Origin of the sequence: Streptomyces racemochromogenes (genome assembly GCF_044129415.1) — a bacterium.
Taxonomy (GTDB): Bacteria; Actinomycetota; Actinomycetes; order Streptomycetales; family Streptomycetaceae; genus Streptomyces; species Streptomyces racemochromogenes_A.
The window spans coordinates 1-17,157 of record NZ_JBBDHD010000138.1; the positions used below are offsets into that span (position 1 = coordinate 1).

Annotated in this window: 13 protein-coding genes and 1 pseudogene; 6 read left to right on the top strand and 8 right to left on the bottom strand. The window is 72.0% G+C overall.

Annotated features, from left to right (window positions below; genetic code table 11):
* Positions 1 to 120, top strand: a pseudogene (locus WDV06_RS31660) (IS481 family transposase); the annotation flags it as partial.
* Here WDV06_RS31660 and WDV06_RS31665 read toward each other — a convergent pair.
* Together WDV06_RS31665 and WDV06_RS31670 are read right to left on the bottom strand one after the other, a co-directional pair.
* Positions 117 to 926, bottom strand: a complete 810-nt coding sequence (locus WDV06_RS31665) for a nucleotidyltransferase domain-containing protein (protein WP_395513246.1) — start codon at positions 924 to 926, stop codon at positions 117 to 119. The pseudogene WDV06_RS31660 and the gene WDV06_RS31665 sit on opposite strands and share 4 nt — an antisense overlap.
* Positions 927 to 1,041: 115 nt before the next feature.
* Positions 1,042 to 1,716, bottom strand: coding sequence for a Crp/Fnr family transcriptional regulator (locus WDV06_RS31670; protein WP_395513247.1), 675 nt, complete (start codon positions 1,714 to 1,716; stop codon positions 1,042 to 1,044).
* 182 nt (positions 1,717 to 1,898) lie between these two features.
* On the opposite strand from WDV06_RS31670, the gene nth reads away from it, so the two are divergent.
* From nth to WDV06_RS31685, 3 genes are all read left to right on the top strand, one after another.
* Positions 1,899 to 2,924, top strand: a complete 1,026-nt coding sequence (nth, locus tag WDV06_RS31675; RefSeq protein WP_395513248.1) for an endonuclease III — start codon at positions 1,899 to 1,901, stop codon at positions 2,922 to 2,924.
* Positions 2,925 to 3,037: 113 nt separating this feature from the next.
* Positions 3,038 to 3,757 (top strand): NUDIX hydrolase, encoded by a 720-nt coding sequence (locus tag WDV06_RS31680; RefSeq protein ID WP_395513249.1) that lies wholly within the window; start codon positions 3,038 to 3,040, stop codon positions 3,755 to 3,757.
* A 13-nt stretch (positions 3,758 to 3,770) separates the two neighbouring features.
* The gene (locus WDV06_RS31685; RefSeq protein ID WP_395513258.1) at positions 3,771 to 4,973 is read left to right on the top strand and encodes a MarP family serine protease; all 1,203 of its coding nucleotides are present in this window, start codon (positions 3,771 to 3,773) and stop codon (positions 4,971 to 4,973) included.
* A gap of 395 nt (positions 4,974 to 5,368) precedes the next feature.
* On the opposite strand, the gene WDV06_RS31690 is transcribed toward WDV06_RS31685, so the two are convergent.
* From WDV06_RS31690 to WDV06_RS31710, 5 genes are all read right to left on the bottom strand, one after another.
* Complete coding sequence (locus WDV06_RS31690; protein ID WP_395513250.1) at positions 5,369 to 6,343, bottom strand: alpha/beta fold hydrolase; 975 nt, start codon at positions 6,341 to 6,343, stop codon at positions 5,369 to 5,371.
* Positions 6,340 to 6,798 (bottom strand): phage holin family protein, encoded by a 459-nt coding sequence (locus tag WDV06_RS31695; protein WP_395513251.1) that lies wholly within the window; start codon positions 6,796 to 6,798, stop codon positions 6,340 to 6,342. The genes WDV06_RS31690 and WDV06_RS31695 overlap by 4 nt, the downstream gene beginning before the upstream one ends.
* Positions 6,799 to 6,852: 54 nt before the next feature.
* A complete protein-coding gene (nhaA, locus tag WDV06_RS31700) occupies positions 6,853 to 8,298 on the bottom strand; it encodes a Na+/H+ antiporter NhaA (RefSeq protein WP_395513252.1) in 1,446 nt (481 codons plus the stop codon).
* Between the two features lie 218 nt (positions 8,299 to 8,516).
* Positions 8,517 to 10,472, bottom strand: coding sequence for an acetate--CoA ligase (gene acs / locus WDV06_RS31705; RefSeq protein WP_395513253.1), 1,956 nt, complete (start codon positions 10,470 to 10,472; stop codon positions 8,517 to 8,519).
* A 268-nt stretch (positions 10,473 to 10,740) separates the two neighbouring features.
* Positions 10,741 to 13,152 carry a SulP family inorganic anion transporter gene (locus WDV06_RS31710; protein ID WP_395513254.1) on the bottom strand — a complete coding sequence of 804 codons (2,412 nt, stop codon included), beginning with the start codon at positions 13,150 to 13,152 and terminating at the stop codon, positions 10,741 to 10,743.
* Between the two features lie 234 nt (positions 13,153 to 13,386).
* Here WDV06_RS31710 and WDV06_RS31715 point away from each other — a divergent pair, with 234 nt between their 5' ends.
* Positions 13,387 to 14,694, top strand: a complete 1,308-nt coding sequence (locus WDV06_RS31715) for a polysaccharide deacetylase family protein (RefSeq protein WP_395513255.1) — start codon at positions 13,387 to 13,389, stop codon at positions 14,692 to 14,694.
* On the opposite strand, the gene WDV06_RS31720 is transcribed toward WDV06_RS31715, so the two are convergent.
* Positions 14,651 to 15,661 carry an ATP-binding protein gene (locus WDV06_RS31720; protein ID WP_395513256.1) on the bottom strand — a complete coding sequence of 337 codons (1,011 nt, stop codon included), beginning with the start codon at positions 15,659 to 15,661 and terminating at the stop codon, positions 14,651 to 14,653. The two genes, WDV06_RS31715 and WDV06_RS31720, sit on opposite strands and share 44 nt — an antisense overlap.
* Before the next feature lie 109 nt (positions 15,662 to 15,770).
* Here WDV06_RS31720 and WDV06_RS31725 point away from each other — a divergent pair, with 109 nt between their 5' ends.
* On the top strand, positions 15,771 to 16,592 hold the full coding sequence (locus WDV06_RS31725; RefSeq protein WP_395513257.1) for a Fic family protein: 822 nt from the start codon (positions 15,771 to 15,773) through the stop codon (positions 16,590 to 16,592).
* Positions 16,593 to 17,157 lie beyond the last annotated feature (565 nt).

A 17,157-nucleotide genomic window follows, 5' to 3' on the forward strand; every position in this document is an offset into this window, starting at 1 on the left:
GAACGACGCGACGCCTTCCCCGGCTGGCTGCACTCCTACAATCACCACCGCGGACACACCGCGCTCGCAGGCAAACCACCCGCCAGCCGCGTCCCCAACCTCACTGGGCAATACACCTAGTCCGCCGGGCGCGGTGCCTTCGTCCCGTGCACGGCCCCGTACTCCGCCGCCAGCCACGGCCCCAGGTCGTCGAGGTACCGGCGCACCACGGCCGGGTCCTCGGACGGCTCCAGCGCCACCGCGGCGGCCTCCCGCAGCTGTGCGGCCCGCTGCGGGTAGTAGCGGCCGAAGACCTCGGCGGACTCGGCGAGGTCGCTCGTCCAGCCGCCCCATCGGGGCATGACCAGCGTGAACGCGGTCCGCACCAGGTGCCGGGAGAAGAAGCGGCTCATCCTGCGGAACTCGGCGGGCTCCGAGGCGGCCTCGAAGCGGGCCCGCCACCGCGGCAGCCGCTCCGCCAGGTCGCCGTTGGTCTCGCGGGCGAGGAGGCCGTCGGGCCGGTAGCGGGGCAGGTGCTCGGCGAGGTCGGCCCCGAGCAGCGGGGTGCACAGGCAGGCCAGGAACCAGCCCAGGTCGTAACGTTCCTGCTCGCTGAGCAGCCGGTCCTTGCCGTACAGCAGGATGCCGACCCCGTCGATCTGCGGGAAGTCCTGGTCGAGGCCGCGGCCCAGCACCTCGGCGGTGTCCCGGTCCTCGGCGGCCGGCTCCCGGTGCAGGGCGATCAGCAGGTCGAGGTCGGAGCGCCCGGGGCGGGCCGCGCCGCGCGGCACGGAACCGTACAGGTAGGCGCTGTGGAGCCGGTTCCCGTACGCCTCCACGAGCCGGCCGCGCGCGGCGGCGACGACCTCCGTGAACGCGGGCTGGATCCGCCCGAGGGACCCCTCCCGCTCGAAGTACCCGGATGCGTCCAGTCCTCTGTGATTCATGATCCCTACTCTGCCCGCCGCACCGCCCGGGCCCCACGCAGGTGCGGAGCGTGCCCCGCGAACGCGCGGAGGGGCCCCGTCCGACACCCGGACGGGGCCCCTCCGCGAGGCGTGGTCAGCGCGAGCGCTTGGCGAGCCGCTCCACGTCCAGCAGGATGACGGCGCGCGCTTCCAGGCGCAGCCAGCCGCGGCCCGCGAAGTCGGCGAGGGCCTTGTTCACGGTCTCGCGGGAGGCGCCGACGAGCTGGGCCAGCTCCTCCTGCGTCAGGTCGTGGACGACGTGGATGCCCTCCTCCGACTGCACGCCGAAGCGGCGCGACAGGTCGAGGAGCGCGCGGGCCACACGGCCCGGGACGTCGGAGAAGACCAGGTCGGACATCTGGTCGTTGGTCTTGCGCAGGCGCCGGGCGACGGCGCGCAGCAGCGCGGTGGCGACCTCGGGCCGGGCGTTCAGCCAGGGCTGGAGGTCGCTGTGGCCGAGGCCGAGGAGCTTGACTTCGGTCAGGGCGGTGGCGGTGGCGGTGCGCGGGCCCGGGTCGAAGAGCGAGAGCTCGCCGATCAGCTCGCCGGGGCCGAGGACGGCAAGCATGTTCTCGCGGCCGTCGGGGGAGGTGCGGTGGAGCTTCACCTTGCCCTCGGTCACGACGTACAGCCGGTCACCGGGGTCGCCCTCGTGGAACAGGGCGTCGCCGCGTGCGAGGGTCACCTCGGCCATGGAGGCGCGGAGCTCCGCGGCCTGCTCGTCATCGAGCGCCGCGAAGAGCGGGGCGCGCCGCAGAACGTCGTCCACGAGTCTCTCTCCTATGTCGACCGGCCAGTGGGGACCGTTCCCCATTTTGCCGGACGGCTCAAACAGTGCGATCAATCACAAGGATGCCGGACGGACGGGCGTGCTGTGCGGCGAGAGGCCGATCGGGGTGGTGTTACCTGAGGTCCGGGCGGGGTGTCAGCCCCCGGGCTTAGGCTGGCCGGGTGTCCAATAAGCCGGTGAGAGCACAGGCCAAGGGGTCCGCAGGAGTGACGGCGGCCCAGAATTCAGCCGTGGGCGAACAAGCCCCCTCGGGGACGTCCGAAAAGGCCCGACCTGCCCCCCAGGGCAAAGCTTCGGCCAAGAAACCGCGGACCACGAAGACCGCGGAGGCGGCCGCGCCCGCGAAGGCTGCGAAGGCGGCTGAGCCCACGAGGAGCGCGAAGACCGCCAAGCCCGCGAAGGCGACGGCCAAGCCCGAGTCCCGCCTCGCGATGATCCGGCGGGCCCGCCGCATCAACCGCGAGCTGGCGGAGGTGTACCCGTACGCCCATCCGGAGCTGGACTTCCGCAACCCCTTCGAGTTGCTGGTCGCCACCGTCCTCTCCGCGCAGACCACCGACCTGCGCGTCAACCAGACGACCCCGGCCCTCTTCGCCGCCTACCCGACCCCCGAGGACATGGCCGCGGCGGCGCCGGAAGAACTGGAAGAGATCATTCGGCCGACCGGGTTCTTCCGGGCGAAGGCCAAGTCCCTCCTCGGACTCTCGCAGGCCCTGCGCGACGACTTCGGCGGCGAGGTGCCGGGCCGCCTGGAGGACCTGGTCAAGCTCCCGGGAGTCGGCCGCAAGACCGCGAACGTGGTCCTCGGGAACGCCTTCGGGGTGCCCGGGATCACCGTCGACACCCACTTCGGACGGCTGGTGCGCCGCTTCAAGTGGACCGAGCAGCAGGACCCGGAGAAGGTCGAGGCGGAGATCTGCGGGATCTTCCCCAAGAGCGAGTGGACGATGCTCTCGCACCGCGTCGTCTTCCACGGCCGCCGCATCTGCCACGCCCGCAGGCCCGCCTGCGGAGCCTGCCCCATCGCCCCGCTCTGTCCGGCCTACGGGGAGGGCGAGACCGACCCGGAGAAGGCGAAGAAGCTGCTCAAGTACGAGAAGGGCGGCCAGCCGGGCCAGCGGCTCTCCCCGCCCCCGGACTACCCCGGCCTCCCGGCCGCGCCCCTGGGGGCCCGTACGGAGGCCTGAGCGGGGCGCGGGTGCCGCCGGGGAGCGTGGCCGCGCCCCGCGCGCCCCCGGTGGAACGAATCGGTACCCGGCCCGCGTTCAGCGGACGGGGAGAACACGGACAGGGGTTGCCCATGACGCGCGGTACGCAGGACGAGACCACGGCCGAGGCCGGGCACCGGGCCGACGGCCTGGAGCCGACCACCGCCGGCCTGCCCGGCTGGCTCGACCCCGTCGTCGAGGCGGCCCGGACGGTCCGGCCCCGCCAGCTCAGCCGCTTCCTGCCCCCCGAGGACGGCCGGGGCCGCCAGTCCGCCGTGCTGATCCTCTTCGGGGAGGGCCCGCGCGGCCCCGAGATCCTCCTCCAGGAGCGCGCCGGCACCCTCCGCTCGCACGCCGGCCAGCCCTCCTTCCCCGGCGGGGCCCTCGACCCGGAGGACGGCGACCCGCACACCACCGGTCCGCTGCGCGCCGCGCTGCGCGAGGCCGAGGAGGAGACCGGCCTGGACCCGGCGGGCGTCCAGCTGTTCGGCGTCCTGCCGCGGCTCTACATCCCGGTCAGCGAGTTCGTCGTGACCCCGGTGCTCGGCTGGTGGCGCGAGCCCTCGCCGGTCGGCCCGGTGGACCCGGCGGAGACGGCCCGGGTCTTCACGGTGCCCGTGGCGGATCTCACGGACCCGGCCCACCGGGTGACCGTGGTCCACCCGAGAGGCCACCAGGGGCCCGCCTTCACCGTGGAATCGGCCCTGGTGTGGGGTTTCACCGCCGGGGTCATCGACCGGATCCTGCACTTCGCGGGCTGGGAACGACCGTGGGACCGCTCACGTCACGTCCCGCTCGACTGGCACGCATGAGACGGTGACCCTCGTGAACGTGCTGGACATCCTGTTGCTGCTCGCGGCCGTGTGGTTCGCGATCGTCGGCTACCGCCAGGGCTTCGTCGTCGGCATCCTGTCGGTGATCGGGTTCCTGGGCGGTGGCCTCATCGCCGTGTCCCTGCTGCCGCTGATCTGGGACCGGGTGACGGACAACGGCACCCAGGTGTCCACCACCGTCGTGGTGATCGCCGTCGTGGTCATCATCATCTGCGCCTCGATCGGCCAGGCGCTGACCACCCATCTGGGCAACCGGCTCAGACGGCACATCACCTGGTCGCCGGCGCGCGCGCTCGACGCGACGGGCGGCGCCCTGGTCAACGTCGTCGCGATGCTGCTGGTGGCCTGGCTGATCGGCTCGGCGCTGGCCGGCACCTCGCTGCCCACGCTGGGCAAGGAGGTGCGCAACTCCAAGGTGCTGCTGGGCGTGTCGCGGGTGCTGCCCGCCCAGGCGAACACCTGGTTCTCGGACTTCAGTTCCACCCTCGCCCACAACGGCTTCCCGCAGGTCTTCAGCCCGTTCTCGAACGAGCCCATCGCCGAGGTGAAGCCGCCCGACCCGGCGCTCGTGCGCAGCGCGGTGGCCCAGCAGGCCAAGCTCTCGATCGTGAAGGTCGTCGGCACCGCGCCCAGCTGCAGCAAGGTCCTGGAGGGCACCGGATTCGTCTTCGCGCCCGGCAAGGTGATGACCAACGCCCATGTCGTCGGCGGCGTCGTCGAACCGACCGTGCAGGTGGGCGGCGAGGGCAAGCTCTACGACGGCAAGGTCGTGCTCTACGACTGGGAGCGCGACATCGCCGTGCTGGACGTGCCCAAGCTGCGCGCCCCGGCCCTGGAGTTCACCGAGAAGGACGCGACGAGCAGCAGTGACGCGATCGTCGCCGGCTTCCCCGAGAACGGCGCCTACGACGTCCGTGCGGCCCGTGTCCGCGGCCGGATCAACGCCAACGGCCCGGACATCTACCACCGCGGCACCGTCCGCCGCGACGTCTACTCGCTGTACGCGACCGTGCGCCAGGGCAACTCCGGCGGCCCGCTGCTCACGCCCGAGGGCCGGGTGTACGGGGTCGTCTTCGCGAAGTCCCTCGACGACCCGAACACCGGCTACGCCCTGACGGCGGACGAGATCCGGGACGACATCCGCGTCGGCCGGATCGCCGACCGGCGGGTCGACACCCAGGGCTGCGCCCTCTGACGGAAGGCTCGGCCTCCGGCCCCGGGCCCGGCGGCCAGGGGCCGCAGGACGCGGCGCCGTTACACCCGTGGATGGCGCAAGCGCGCCGACACCCAGCGGGCTCGGCGGCGCAGGATGCGCGGAATCCCGAGCCGGGGGTCGTGGCCTTCGCGGCCGGCCCCCCGGTCGTGCGTGCCCGGCACCGTGGCCGAGCGGCGTTCGTGTGCGGTGTCACCGTGGTCGTGCGTCCAGCCCATACAACGAGCTGTGCCCGGCCTCCAAGGTCGGTAACCCCGTCCGGGGCGGCCAATTGGCCTATGCGCCGGGCAATTGAACGACCGTAGGCCAGTCCTACGAATAAACTGCCGGGCCGTCAGGAGTCGATCGCCGGAGCGTCAGGTGCGGCCGAAGGCCCGTCAGGGGCGGTCGGGCTCCGGGTCCTTGAGCCAGTTCACCAGTTCGGCGGAGAAGGCGGCCGGGTCCTCCTCGTGGGGGAAGTGCCCGAGGCCGTCGAAGAGCCGCCAGCGGTAGGGGGCCTCGACGTACTCCCCGGATCCGGCGGCGCTGCGGGTCCGCATGACCGGGTCCAGCGATCCGTGCAGGTGCAGCGTCGGCACCCGTACGGGCCGCTTCATCCGGCGGTAGAACTGGAGGCCGTCGGGCCGGGCCATCGACCGCATCATCCAGCGGTAGGGCTCGATCGAGCAGTGGGCGGTGGACGGGATGCACATCGCCCGCCGGTACACGCCGAGCGCCTCCTCGTCCGCGCCGTCCTCCTGGAGCCTGGGCCCGGACCAGTCGCGGATCAGCTGCCCCACGAGGGCGCCCTCGTCGGCGACCAGCTGCCGCTCGGGGATGAACGGCCGCTGGAAACCCCAGATGTGGGAGCTCGCCCGGGTCTGCCCGAGGTCGCCCATCATGGCCGAGCGCCAGCGGCGCGGGTGCGGCATGGAGGAGACGACCAGGCGGCGCACCAGCTTGGGCCGCATCACGGCGGCGGTCCAGGCGAGGTAGCCGCCCAGGTCGTGTCCGACGAGGGCGGCGTCCGGCTCGCCGAGGGACCGCACGACCCCGGTGATGTCGAGCGCGAGGTTCGCCGGGTCGTAGCCGCGCGGGGTGCGGTCGCTGCCGCCGACCCCGCGCAGGTCCATCGCGACCGCGCGGTACCCGGCGTCCGCGAGGGCGGTCAGCTGGTGCCGCCAGGTCCACCAGAACTGCGGGAAGCCGTGCAGCAGGAGGACCAGCGGCCCGTCGCCGAGCTCGGCGACGTGGAACCGGGCTCCGTTGGCGGCGACGTCCCGGTGGGTCACCGCCCTGCCGTCCGGCAGGTCGATCCGTACCGCCGTGGCAGCGGTGGGCGCAGTGCTCGAATCCGGCGAGGGGGCTGTCATGAGGACGAGCGTGCCACACCCACGGCCTGGTCACTCACCGGCCGCGGATGCGGCTTGACGGTCCCCACCACCGCGGCGGTCTGCTTGACGGAGTCCATCGTCTTCACCGGCGGCTTGATCTTCTTGAACTTGACCACCGCCAGGAGCCCGACCAGGCCCGCCAGCAGCCAGAACACGACGCCGACGATGAGGAAGGACCAGGCGAGCCCGAGACCGAGGTTGTGGATGCCGTAGGCCGCGGCGAAACTCAGTACGGGGAGGGAGAAGAGCAGGAGAACGCCCGCAGCGATCGCGGCGCCGCTGCCCACTCCGGCGCGCTTGACGTCCTGCTTGATCTCCACCTTGGCGAGCGCGATCTCGTCGTGCACCAGGGCGGACATCTCGGCGGTGGCCGCGGCGACGAGCTGGCCGAGGGTGCGCTCGGCCCCCGGAGCCCCTTGGTCCACTGCGCTCATCTCTGTCTCCCTCTGTCGTCGTCTGCCGGCGGCTGTCCTCCGTCGTCAGTCAGATCATGCCGGACGGTCGACCCGCGTGCTGGACCCGCCCGTGGCTTCGCCCGCGTCGTCGCCCGGCTCCGGGTCCCGGGCGAGGGTGGCGGCGGTGGCCCGACGGCGGTGCTCCGCGGCCTTCTCCTCGTGGATCCGCGCCATCCGCAGGTGGTACTCCGGGTTGCCCTCCTCGTAGATGTCGGGGATCCCGTCGCGGTCCTCGTCGCGCTCCTCCGCCTCGGTCAGGGCGCGGTACCTGCGGTCGCGGAGCTTGAGCATGACGCAGGCGATCACGGCCGCCATGAGGGAGCCGAGCAGGACGGCGGCCTTGACCTCGTCGGTGAGGACGGGGTCCTCGGTGAAGGCGAGTTCGCCGATCAGGAGGGAGACGGTGAAGCCGATGCCGGCGAGGGTGGCCACGGCGAGCACGTCCGGCCAGGCGAGGTCCTCGCTCAGCTCCGCCCGGGTGAAGCGGGCGGCCAGCCAGGTGCCGCCGAAGATGCCCACCGTCTTGCCGACGACCAGGCCGAGGACCACGCCGAGGGTCTCGGGGCGGGTGAAGACCTGCGCGATCGACTCGTCCGAAAGGGAGACCCCGGCGGAGAACAGGGCGAAGAGCGGTACGGCCAGGCCGGCGGACAGGGGCCGCACCAGGTGTTCGATGTGCTCGCCCGGGGACTGGGCCTCGCCGTCCCGGCGGGTGCAGCGCAGCATCAGGCCCATGGCGACGCCGGCGATGGTGGCGTGGACGCCGCTGTTGTACATCAGGCCCCAGATGACCAGGGCGAGCGGGACGTAGACGTACCAGCCGCGGACGCCGACGCGCAGCAGGAACCAGAAGAGGACCAGGCCGGCGACGGCTCCGCCCAGCGCCGCGAAGTCGATGCTGCTGGTGAAGAACACCGCGATGATCAGGATGGCGAAGAGGTCGTCGACGACGGCCAGGGTCAGCAGGAAGGCGCGCAGGGCGGAGGGCAGTGAGGTGCCGATGACCGCGAGGACGGCGAGGGCGAAGGCGATGTCGGTGGCGGTGGGGACCGCCCAGCCGGCGGTCGAGCCGCTGCCGAGGGTGTTGACCAGCAGGTAGACCAGCGCGGGTACGGCCATGCCGCAGAGGGCGGCGACGACGGGTAGGGCGGCGGCCTTGGCGTCGCGCAGGTCGCCCGCGACGAGTTCGCGCTTGAGCTCGATACCGGCGACGAAGAAGAAGATCGCGAGCAGGCCGTCGGCCGCCCAGTGCTGGAGCGAGAGGTCGAGGCCGAGGGAGGCGGGGCCTATGTGGAAGGACCGGACGCTGTCGTAGCTGTCCGAGAGGGCGGGGATGTTGGCCCACAGGAGGGCGGCGATCGCGGCCGCCAGCAGCAGGACGCCGCCGACGGTCTCGGTGCGCAGCGCGTCCGCGACGAAGCGGCGCTCGGGGAGGGAGAGCCGCCCGAGGAGCTTGCGGCGGGATGTGGGCGTGGCCACGGGGGAACCTCCGGTCGGTCGACGGCATGACACATGCAGTTGCCGACCAGACTTCCCGGCGCACCCAGAGACTCTTGAGAATGTGAGGCGTCAAATCTTGACGCTTCTCATATTTTACAGGGCCCGTTCCGCCGTATCGGGTGATCTTCACCTTAAACGGACGGGGGGCGTCCGGCGCGCTGTGCGCCGAACGCCCCCCGGGGCCGTGCCGCCGTGGATCAGTCCTCGTCGGAGGCGCTGGGCAGCTTCGTCTGGATCAGGTCCATCACCGAGGAGTCGGCGAGCGTGGTGACGTCGCCGACCGCGCGGTTCTCGGCCACGTCACGCAGCAGACGGCGCATGATCTTGCCGGAACGGGTCTTCGGAAGCTCCTGCACCGGCAGGATCCGCTTCGGCTTGGCGATCGGGCCGAGGGTGGCGCCCACGTGGTCGCGCAGCTCCCCGACCAGGCCGGCCGTCTCGGAGGCGCTGCCGCGCAGGATGACGAAGGCCACGATCGCCTGACCGGTGGTCTCGTCGGCCGCGCCGACCACGGCGGCCTCGGCGACGGCGGGGTGCGAGACGAGCGCCGACTCCACCTCGGTGGTGGAGATGTTGTGGCCCGACACGAGCATCACGTCGTCGACGCGGCCGAGCAGCCAGATGTCGCCGTCGTCGTCCTTCTTGGCGCCGTCGCCCGCGAAGTAGCGGCCCTCGAAGCGGGACCAGTAGGTGTCGATGAACCGCTGGTCGTCGCCCCAGATGGTGCGCAGCATCGACGGCCACGGCTCGGTGAGGACCAGGTAGCCGCCCCCGCCGTTCGCCACCTCGTGGCCCTCGTCGTCGACGACGGTGGCACCGATGCCGGGCAGGGCGCGCTGGGCGGAGCCCGGCTTGGTGGCGGTGACGCCCGGGAGCGGGGAGATCATCATCGCGCCGGTCTCGGTCTGCCACCAGGTGTCCACGATCGGGCAGCGGTCGCCGCCGATGTGCTTGCGGTACCAGATCCAGGCCTCGGGGTTGATCGGCTCGCCGACCGAGCCGAGCACGCGCAGGCTCGACAGGTCGAACTTCGCGGGGATGTCGTCGCCCCACTTCATGAACGTGCGGATCGCGGTGGGCGCGGTGTAGAGGATGGTGACGCCGTACTTCTGGACGACCTCCCAGAACCGGCCCTGGTGCGGGGTGTCCGGCGTGCCCTCGTACATCACCTGGGTGGCGCCGTTGGCCAGCGGGCCGTAGACGATGTAGGAGTGCCCGGTGACCCAGCCGATGTCGGCGGTGCACCAGTAGACGTCGCTCTCCGGCTTCAGGTCGAAGACGGCGTGGTGGGTGTACGAGGCCTGCGTGAGGTAGCCGCCCGAGGTGTGCAGGATGCCCTTGGGCTTACCCGTGGTCCCCGAGGTGTAGAGGATGAAGAGCGGGTGCTCGGCGTCGAAGGCCTGCGGGGTGTGCTCCGTGGACTGGCGGCCGACCAGGTCGTGCCACCACAGGTCGCGGCCCTCGGTGAAGGCGGTGTCCTGACCGGTGCGGCGGACGACGAGGACGTGCTCGACCTGCGGGCACTTGGCGACGGCCTCGTCGATGGCGGGCTTGAGGGCGCTGGGCTTGCCGCGGCGGTAGCCGCCGTCGGCGGTGATGACCAGCTTGGCGTCGGCGTCCTGGATGCGGGAGGCGACGGCGTCGGCGGAGAAGCCGCCGAAGACCACCGAGTGCGCGGCGCCGACGCGGGCGCACGCGAGCATCGCGACGACCGCCTCGGGGATCATCGGCAGGTAGACGGCGACCCGGTCGCCCGCCTGCACGCCCAGTTCGGTGAGGGCGTTCGCGGCCTGCGAGACCTCGTCCTTGAGCTGGGCGTAGGTGATCGAGCGGCTGTCGCCCGGCTCGCCCTCGAAGTGGATGGCGACGCGCTCGCCGTTGCCGGCCGCCACGTGCCGGTCCACGCAGTTGTACGCGACGTTCAGCTTGCCGTCGGCGAACCACTTCGCGAAGGGCGGGTTGCTCCAGTCGAGCGTCTCGGTGGGCTCGGTGTCCCAGGTCAGCCGTCGGGCCTGCTCGGCCCAGAAGCCCAGCCGGTCCGCGTCGGCCTGCCCGTAGGCCGCCTCCTTCACGTTCGCGGCGGTGGCCAGATCGGCGGGCGGTGCGAACCGCCGCTCCTCTTTCAGCAGGTTGGCCAGGCTCTCGTTGCTCACGACATCTCCCTTTCCCAGGGTGTCCGTTGTCCCCCGGGCATAGCTGAGTCCCCGGGGACAGCTCATCAGTCAGACGCCCAGGTGACAAGGGGTTGCCGAAAATTGGTTTAGACCTATACCACGACTGGGCCCGTGTCCGCCCCGCGCCCGCCCGGCGTGTCGGGGTGTGCGCGGCGGCGCGCCGACGGCCCCCTCCCGCGCCAGGGTGCGGGAGGGGGCCGACAGCTTGCACGGATACGGGAGGGTATCGGTTCGGAAGGGGCCCTGGTCAGGCGTTCTGGCCGACGCTGTCGAAAACGCGACAGTCGAAGAAGTCCTCCCCGGGGGACAGGAGATAGGCCTGGGCCTCGCCCACGTGGAAGTACATCCCGTGCAGTTCCAGCGTCCCCTCGGCGAGCCGCCGGGCCACCGATTCGTGCGCCCGCAGGTGCTCCAGCTGCTGCACCACGTTGGTCAGGCAGAGCTGCTCCACGGCGTCGGCCGGGAGCCGCCCCGAGATCCGGGCCCAGGGGTGGTGCCGGCTGCCCATCCGCTCCAGGCTGGGCAGCCCGTGTCGCAGCCAGCGGGTCAGCGGGGTCATCGGGGTGTCGGGCCGGGAGCTGAGCAGGGCCTGCATGGCCCCGCACCCGGAGTGCCCGCACACGGTGATGCTGGCGACCTTGAGCACGTCCACGGCGTACTCGATGGCCGCGGCGACGGAGTCGTCCCCGGACTCGGCGCCGGGCAGCGGGACGAGATTGCCGACGTTGCGCACGGTGAACAGGTCGCCCGGACCACTGGCGGTGATCATGCTGGTCACCAGGCGGGAGTCCGCGCAGGTCAGGAAGAGCTGCGAGGGCCGCTGCCCCTCGCGCGCCAGCCGGGCCAGCTCCTCGCGCACGTGGGGTGCGGTGTCCCGCTGGAAGGCGCTGATCCCGCTGGCCAGTTGGCCCGCCCCGGGCCGGCGTACGGGGACGGCGGCCTGAGCGCCGGGAGCCCCGGCCGCCCCGGGAACCGTACGCAGCGCCGCGCCCTCGGCGCCGCCGCCGTCGCCCTGTCCCGCCAGGGCGGTCGGTGCGGTCTGCCCGGTCCGCGCGGCGCGGTGGTCGCAGTGGTTCTGCCAGGGGGTCCAGGGGCGGCAGCACTGGTGCGTCCCGCGGCCGCCCGCCTCGGCCCGCTGGCCGGTGGCCGCCGCGCCCATGTGCCGACCGGTGAGTTCGAGCGAGCCGCCGTGCGCCAGGTGCGACTCCTGCCAGTCGTGCAGGGTCTCGTAGGCGGCGTGGTCCATGAACGAGCCGTCCAGCTCGACCACCGCGTGCCCGCCGTGCGGAACCTGGTTCAGCACCCGGCTCAGCCGGGGGACCGCCAGGAACGTCAACTGGCCGCGGGCGGTGACCCGGTGGACCGCCCCGTCCTGCGTCACCGTGATCCGGGTCCGGGCCAGCCGGCGCAGGGCCAGGGCCACGGCCACCGCGATCCCGACGGCGACCCCCTCCAGCACCCCTCCCAGCACCACGGCCGCGATCGTCGTCGCGTAGACCACGACCTCGCGGTGGCGGGAGACCGTCCGCAGGTGCGTGATGCTGACCATCTGGATCCCGACGGCCATCACGAGCGCGGCCAGGGCCGCGAGCGGGATCAGATCCAGGACCGGGACGAGCAGGCCGGCCGCGAGCACCAACCACAGCCCGTGGAACATGGCCGATTTCCGGCTCACGGCGCCCGACTTGACGTTGGCCACGCTGCGCACGGCCACGCCGGTGACGGGCAGCCCGCCCAGCAGACCGGAGACGATGTTCGCGGCGCCCTGGCCGCGCAGTTCACGGTCGAGGTCGGCCCGGGGCGGGCGGTCCTCCGTACGGCGCTCGGCGGCGATCAGCTTGTCGGTGGCGACCGAGGACAGCAGGGATTCCACGCTGCCGACCAGTGTGATGGTCAGGACGGCGGCGATCAGTCCGAGCACCGGCCCCCGGGGCAGCTCGGGCAGGGCGTGGCTGCTCCAGGACGGCAGATCGACCCGGGGCAGGGCCAGCCCGGCCAGGGCCGCGAACGCCGTGGCCGAGGCGACGGCGGCCAGCGCGGCCGGCACCTTGCGCAGGGCGCGGCCCGCCCGCCCGGGCAACCGGTTCCAGCCGAGCAGGACGCACAGCGTCAGCGCGCTCACCGCCAGCGCGGCCGGATGCGGATCGGCCAACTGGGCGGGCAGACCCAGCACGTTGGCGACGGCGGAGCTCTGCGGGGTGCCGCCGAGCACGATGTGCAGCTGGGCCAGTGCGATGGTCACGCCGATGCCCGCGAGCATCCCGTGCACGATGGCCGGGCTCACCATGAGCGCGGACCGGGCGGTGCGCAGGAAGGCGAGCCCGAGCTGGCAGCAGCCCGCGAGGACGGTGATGGCGCAGGTGGTGCGCCAGCCGTAGCGCTGGATCAACTCGGCGGTCACGACCGTGAGTCCGGCGGCGGGACCGCTCACCTGGAGGGGTGCGCCGCCGAACCGTCCGGCCACGATCCCGCCCACCGCCGCGGCCACCAGGCCGGCTTGCAGCGGGGCGCCGGTGGCCAGCGCGATGCCGAGGGAGAGCGGCAGGGCGATCAGGAAGACGGCTGCGGACGCCGACAGGTCGGCCGGGAGGTCCTTGCGGAAACTCCTCGCGCCCGATGGCTGCGGGGTGGGGGAAGGGGCTGGTGCGGTGGTTGTCATGGGTTCCCGTCTCCTCTGGGGAGGGATGAAGCGGCGGGAGTCTCAACAGTCGGTAAATGGATGGTAATGGAGAGTAAAGAAGAGCGGGAGGTAATACGAGCAAAGGGCCTAGAAAGCCACTCGCAGGGGTGATTAAGCATTTTGTCGGGCTTGTCATACCTTCCTAAAACCGCATCGCGTGGGACGTTGCCTCGCGAACGTCCTGCATCGGTACTGCGAGGGAGAGGTGTGCGGATGATGGCCGCCACGAAGAAGATCGCCGGCGGGCTGGTCGCCACGGCACTGGTCCTGTGCGCCGCCGGGTGCAGCGGCTCGGGGTCCGCGGTGCGCGGGGCGCCGGGCGGGCCGAACGGGAGGAAGGGCGCCGCGGCCCCGGAGGCGCCCGGCAGCGTCAACCGGCCGATCGGCGACGGCTCGACGGCCTACACGGGCCCGCAGCCGAACGTACAGAAGCCGCAGAAGCTCAAGCCCGGTGAGAAGCCGCCGCAGTTCGTGGTGTTCTCGTGGGACGGGGCCGGCGAGGACAGCCAGAAGCTCTTCTCGCACTTCCGCGAGGTGGGCAAGGAGTACAACGCCCGGATGACCTACTTCCTCAGCGGCGTGTACATGCTGCCGGAGGAGAAGCGTTCCCTCTACACCGCGCCGCAGCACGCGCCGGGCCGTTCCGACATCGGCTTCGGCGACCTCCAGGGCATCAAGGACACCGCCGCCCAGGTCCGCGCGGCCTGGCTGGAGGGCAACGAGATCGGCACCCACTTCAACGGCCACTTCTGCGGCCCCGACGGCGGCGTCGGCACCTGGTCCGTCGAGGAGTGGAAGAGCGAGATCAACCAGGCCAAGTCCTTCGTCAAGAACTGGAAGACGAACGCCGGCCTGAAGGACATGGAGCCGCTCCCCTTCGACTACGACAAGGAGCTCATCGGCGCGCGCACCCCCTGTCTCGAAGGCCAGAAGAACTTCATGCTGGCGGCCAAGGACATGGGCTTCCGCTACGACTCCAGCGGGATCGGCAAGCAGGTCTGGCCCAAGAAGTCGGACGGGCTCTGGGACCTCCCGCTGCAGCTGGTGCCGATGCCCGGACGGGCCTTCGACACACTGAGCATGGACTACAACTACATGGTCAACCAGTCGGGCACGACCACCCAGGGCGACCCCTCGCAGCACCAGTACTGGGGCGACCAGATGCGCGACGGCCTGAAGCAGGCCTTCGACCGGGCCTACCAGGGCAACCGCGCACCCCTGATCATCGGCAACCACTTCGAGTCCTGGAACGGCGGCACCTACATGCGCGCCGTCGAGGAGTCCATCAAGAGCATGTGCGGGCAGCCGGAGGTCCGCTGCGTGCCCTTCCGCGAGCTGGCCGACTGGCTGGACGCCCAGGACCCGAAGACGCTGGACTGGCTGCGCGGCCTGGAGGTCGGCCAGGCGCCGAAGGAGGGCTGGACGAAGTTCCTCACCGCGGGGCCGCCGGCGGCCCCGGCCGCCCCGGCGGGCAAGGTCAAGCCGGCTGAGGGGCCGGCCGGCGAGCCGGACGAGGGCTGACCAGCCCCTCGTGGAGGACGAAGCCGGGGTCGACCTGCTCGGCCAGGTCGGCCCCGGTCCTGGCGTTGCCCCAGCTCTCCGCGTTGCGGAGGTGGAAGTGGACCATCTGCTCGGTGTACCGGTCCCAGTCGCGCCCCGCGTACGAGTCCTCCGCCGCTTCCTGGAGGGCCCGCAGGGCGAGCCGGTTGGTCGCCTCCAGCAGCTCGAAGGAGGCCGGGCGGCCCCGCTCCATCGCCCGCACCCAGTCGGAGTGCCCGAAGGTGACCAGCAGGTCCTCGCCCACCTCGTCCTGGAGGAACTCGATGTCCTCCGGCCCCTGCACCTTGTTGCCCACCACCCGCAGCCGGACCCCGAAGTCCCGGGCGTAGTCCTTGTACTGGCGGTAGACCGAGACCCCCTTGCGGGTCGGCTCGGCGACCAGGAAGGTCATGTCGAAGCGGGTGAACATGCCCGAGGCGAAGGAGTCCGAGCCGGCCGTCATGTCGACGACGACGTACTCGTCCGGGCCGTCGACCAGGTGGTTGAGGCAGAGCTCGACCGCTCCGACCTTCGAGTGGTAGCACGCCACCCCCAGGTCCGACTCGGTGAAGGGGCCCGTCGCCATCAGCCGGACGCAGTGCCCGTCGAGCGGCAGGGTGCGCGCGCAGGCCTCGTAGACCGGGTTGTCCTCGTCCACCCGCAGCAGGCGGGAACCCGCCCCGGGGGGCGTCGTCTTGATCATGCTGTCGGCCGAGGCGATGCGCGGGTTCGAGCCGCGCAGGTACTCCTTGATGAGGGGCAGGTGCGCGCCCATGGCGGGCAGCGCGGCGGCCTCCTCCTCCGGGAGCCCGAGGGCGGCTCCGAGGTGCTGGTTGATGTCGGCGTCCACCGCGACGACGGGGGCTCCACTGGCTGCGAGGTGGCGGATGAAGAGGGAGGACAGCGTCGTCTTCCCACTGCCTCCCTTTCCCACGAAAGCGATCTTCATGTTCACCAAGAGTAGTGGAATGACAGCGGGGTGTGGTCGGAGTGAGTGAAGAAGACCACTCCAAGGAGGGGTCGGTGCTATGGGGTCGCAGTGCGTAGGCTCCCTACTTATGAGTAGCGCTTCTGACCCGCTGGCGGCCCTGGGTGCCCTCCCGGGCGTCGCAGAGTCCGTGGAATCCGTACGCAAGGCCGTGGACCGGGTCTACGGGCACCGGGTCATGCGCCGGCGCAGCGGGGAGATCACCTCGGAGGCCGCGCTGCGCGGCGCCCGGGGGAGCGCGGCGCTGTCGGGGGCCGACTGGGCGCTGGAGGAGGTGCGCCGCCGAACCGACTTCGGCGCGGATGCCGAGGCGCTGACGGTGGGCGCCGCCCTGCGGCTGACGGCGGAGGCCGGCCAACTGCTGAGCATCTGGCGCCAGTCGCCGATGCGGGTGCTCGCCCGGCTGCACCTGGTCGCGTCCGGTTCGGCCGTGGCCGGTGACGTGGTGGGCCGCCCCCGCCTGGCCGGGGAGCCGGTGGACGAGCCCCTGGTGGACCTTCCGCTCCCGGATGCCGACGAGGTCGCCGGCCGGCTGGAGGGGTTGTCCGGGGTGGTCATCGCGGGCGGGTCGGCTCCGGCGCTGGTGACGGCCGCGGTGGTGCACGGCGAGCTGCTGGCCCTGCGGCCCTTCGCCTCGTACAACGGTGTCGTCGCGCGTGCGGCGGAGCGGATCGTGCTGATCAACAGCGGTCTGGACCCGAAGGCGATCTGCCCGGCGGAGGTCGGTCACGCGGAACAGGGGGTGGAGGCCTACCTGGAGGCCTTCAAGGGCTACGTCTCCGGTACGGCGGAGGGGATGGCGGCCTGGATCGCGCACTGCGGCCGCGCGGTCGAACTCGGCGCGCGCGAGTCGACGGCGGTCTGCGAGGCGCTCCAGCGCGGCGCGGCGTAGGTTCCCGGGGGTCCCCGGGAGGGCGTGCCCGGCGAACGGGTCCGGGCAAAGGGTTGCGGCGACACCGTACTGCTCTGGTGTCGCCGCTGGCATTCACGCCCAGTTACCAAGCGTCCTCGATGTTGCCCATCAGGCCGGGTACTTTGCCCGTCGCCTGGTGCGGCTGGCCCGTAATCGACGGGTCGACGTCGCGTGGGTGCTCGGCGTTCCTGCTTCGGTCCGTGGGCCTTACTGCGTTTTAAAGATGATCCTCTCGGATGTTCTTTGGTCTCGCGGGCCGTGACTCCTTTGTACCTCGCTTCGGGGCGGAGTGAAACCCCTGGCTCAGGTTCTTTACTTTCCGGGGCGATTCAGTGTTATTCGGACACCCCATATCGCCCCAGGCAGGGACGATCCGCCAGCAGCGGTCAGGCCGACGCGAGAGCCGCCGCGGCGGCCCGCCGGCGGCTCGCGTACCAGACCAGCCCGGCGGGGGGGGGGGGGGGGCGGGCGGCCGCCGGGGCGGGGCCGGGCCCCCCGCCCCCCCCCCCCCCCCCCCCCCCCCCGCGGGGGTGCCGCCTACTTC

What these genes read in the sequence shown, in the direction of transcription:
- WDV06_RS31665 (WP_395513246.1), bottom strand. Translation starts at nt 926, where the DNA reads ATGAATCACAGAGGACTGGACGCATCCGGGTACTTCGAGCGGGAGGGG.
- WDV06_RS31680 (WP_395513249.1), top strand. Translation starts at nt 3,038, where the DNA reads ATGACGCGCGGTACGCAGGACGAGACCACGGCCGAGGCCGGGCACCGG.
- WDV06_RS31690 (WP_395513250.1), bottom strand. Translation starts at nt 6,343, where the DNA reads ATGACAGCCCCCTCGCCGGATTCGAGCACTGCGCCCACCGCTGCCACG.
- WDV06_RS31695 (WP_395513251.1), bottom strand. Translation starts at nt 6,798, where the DNA reads ATGAGCGCAGTGGACCAAGGGGCTCCGGGGGCCGAGCGCACCCTCGGC.
- WDV06_RS31710 (WP_395513254.1), bottom strand. Translation starts at nt 13,152, where the DNA reads ATGACAACCACCGCACCAGCCCCTTCCCCCACCCCGCAGCCATCGGGC.
- WDV06_RS31715 (WP_395513255.1), top strand. Translation starts at nt 13,387, where the DNA reads ATGATGGCCGCCACGAAGAAGATCGCCGGCGGGCTGGTCGCCACGGCA.
- WDV06_RS31720 (WP_395513256.1), bottom strand. Translation starts at nt 15,661, where the DNA reads ATGAAGATCGCTTTCGTGGGAAAGGGAGGCAGTGGGAAGACGACGCTG.
- WDV06_RS31725 (WP_395513257.1), top strand. Translation starts at nt 15,771, where the DNA reads ATGAGTAGCGCTTCTGACCCGCTGGCGGCCCTGGGTGCCCTCCCGGGC.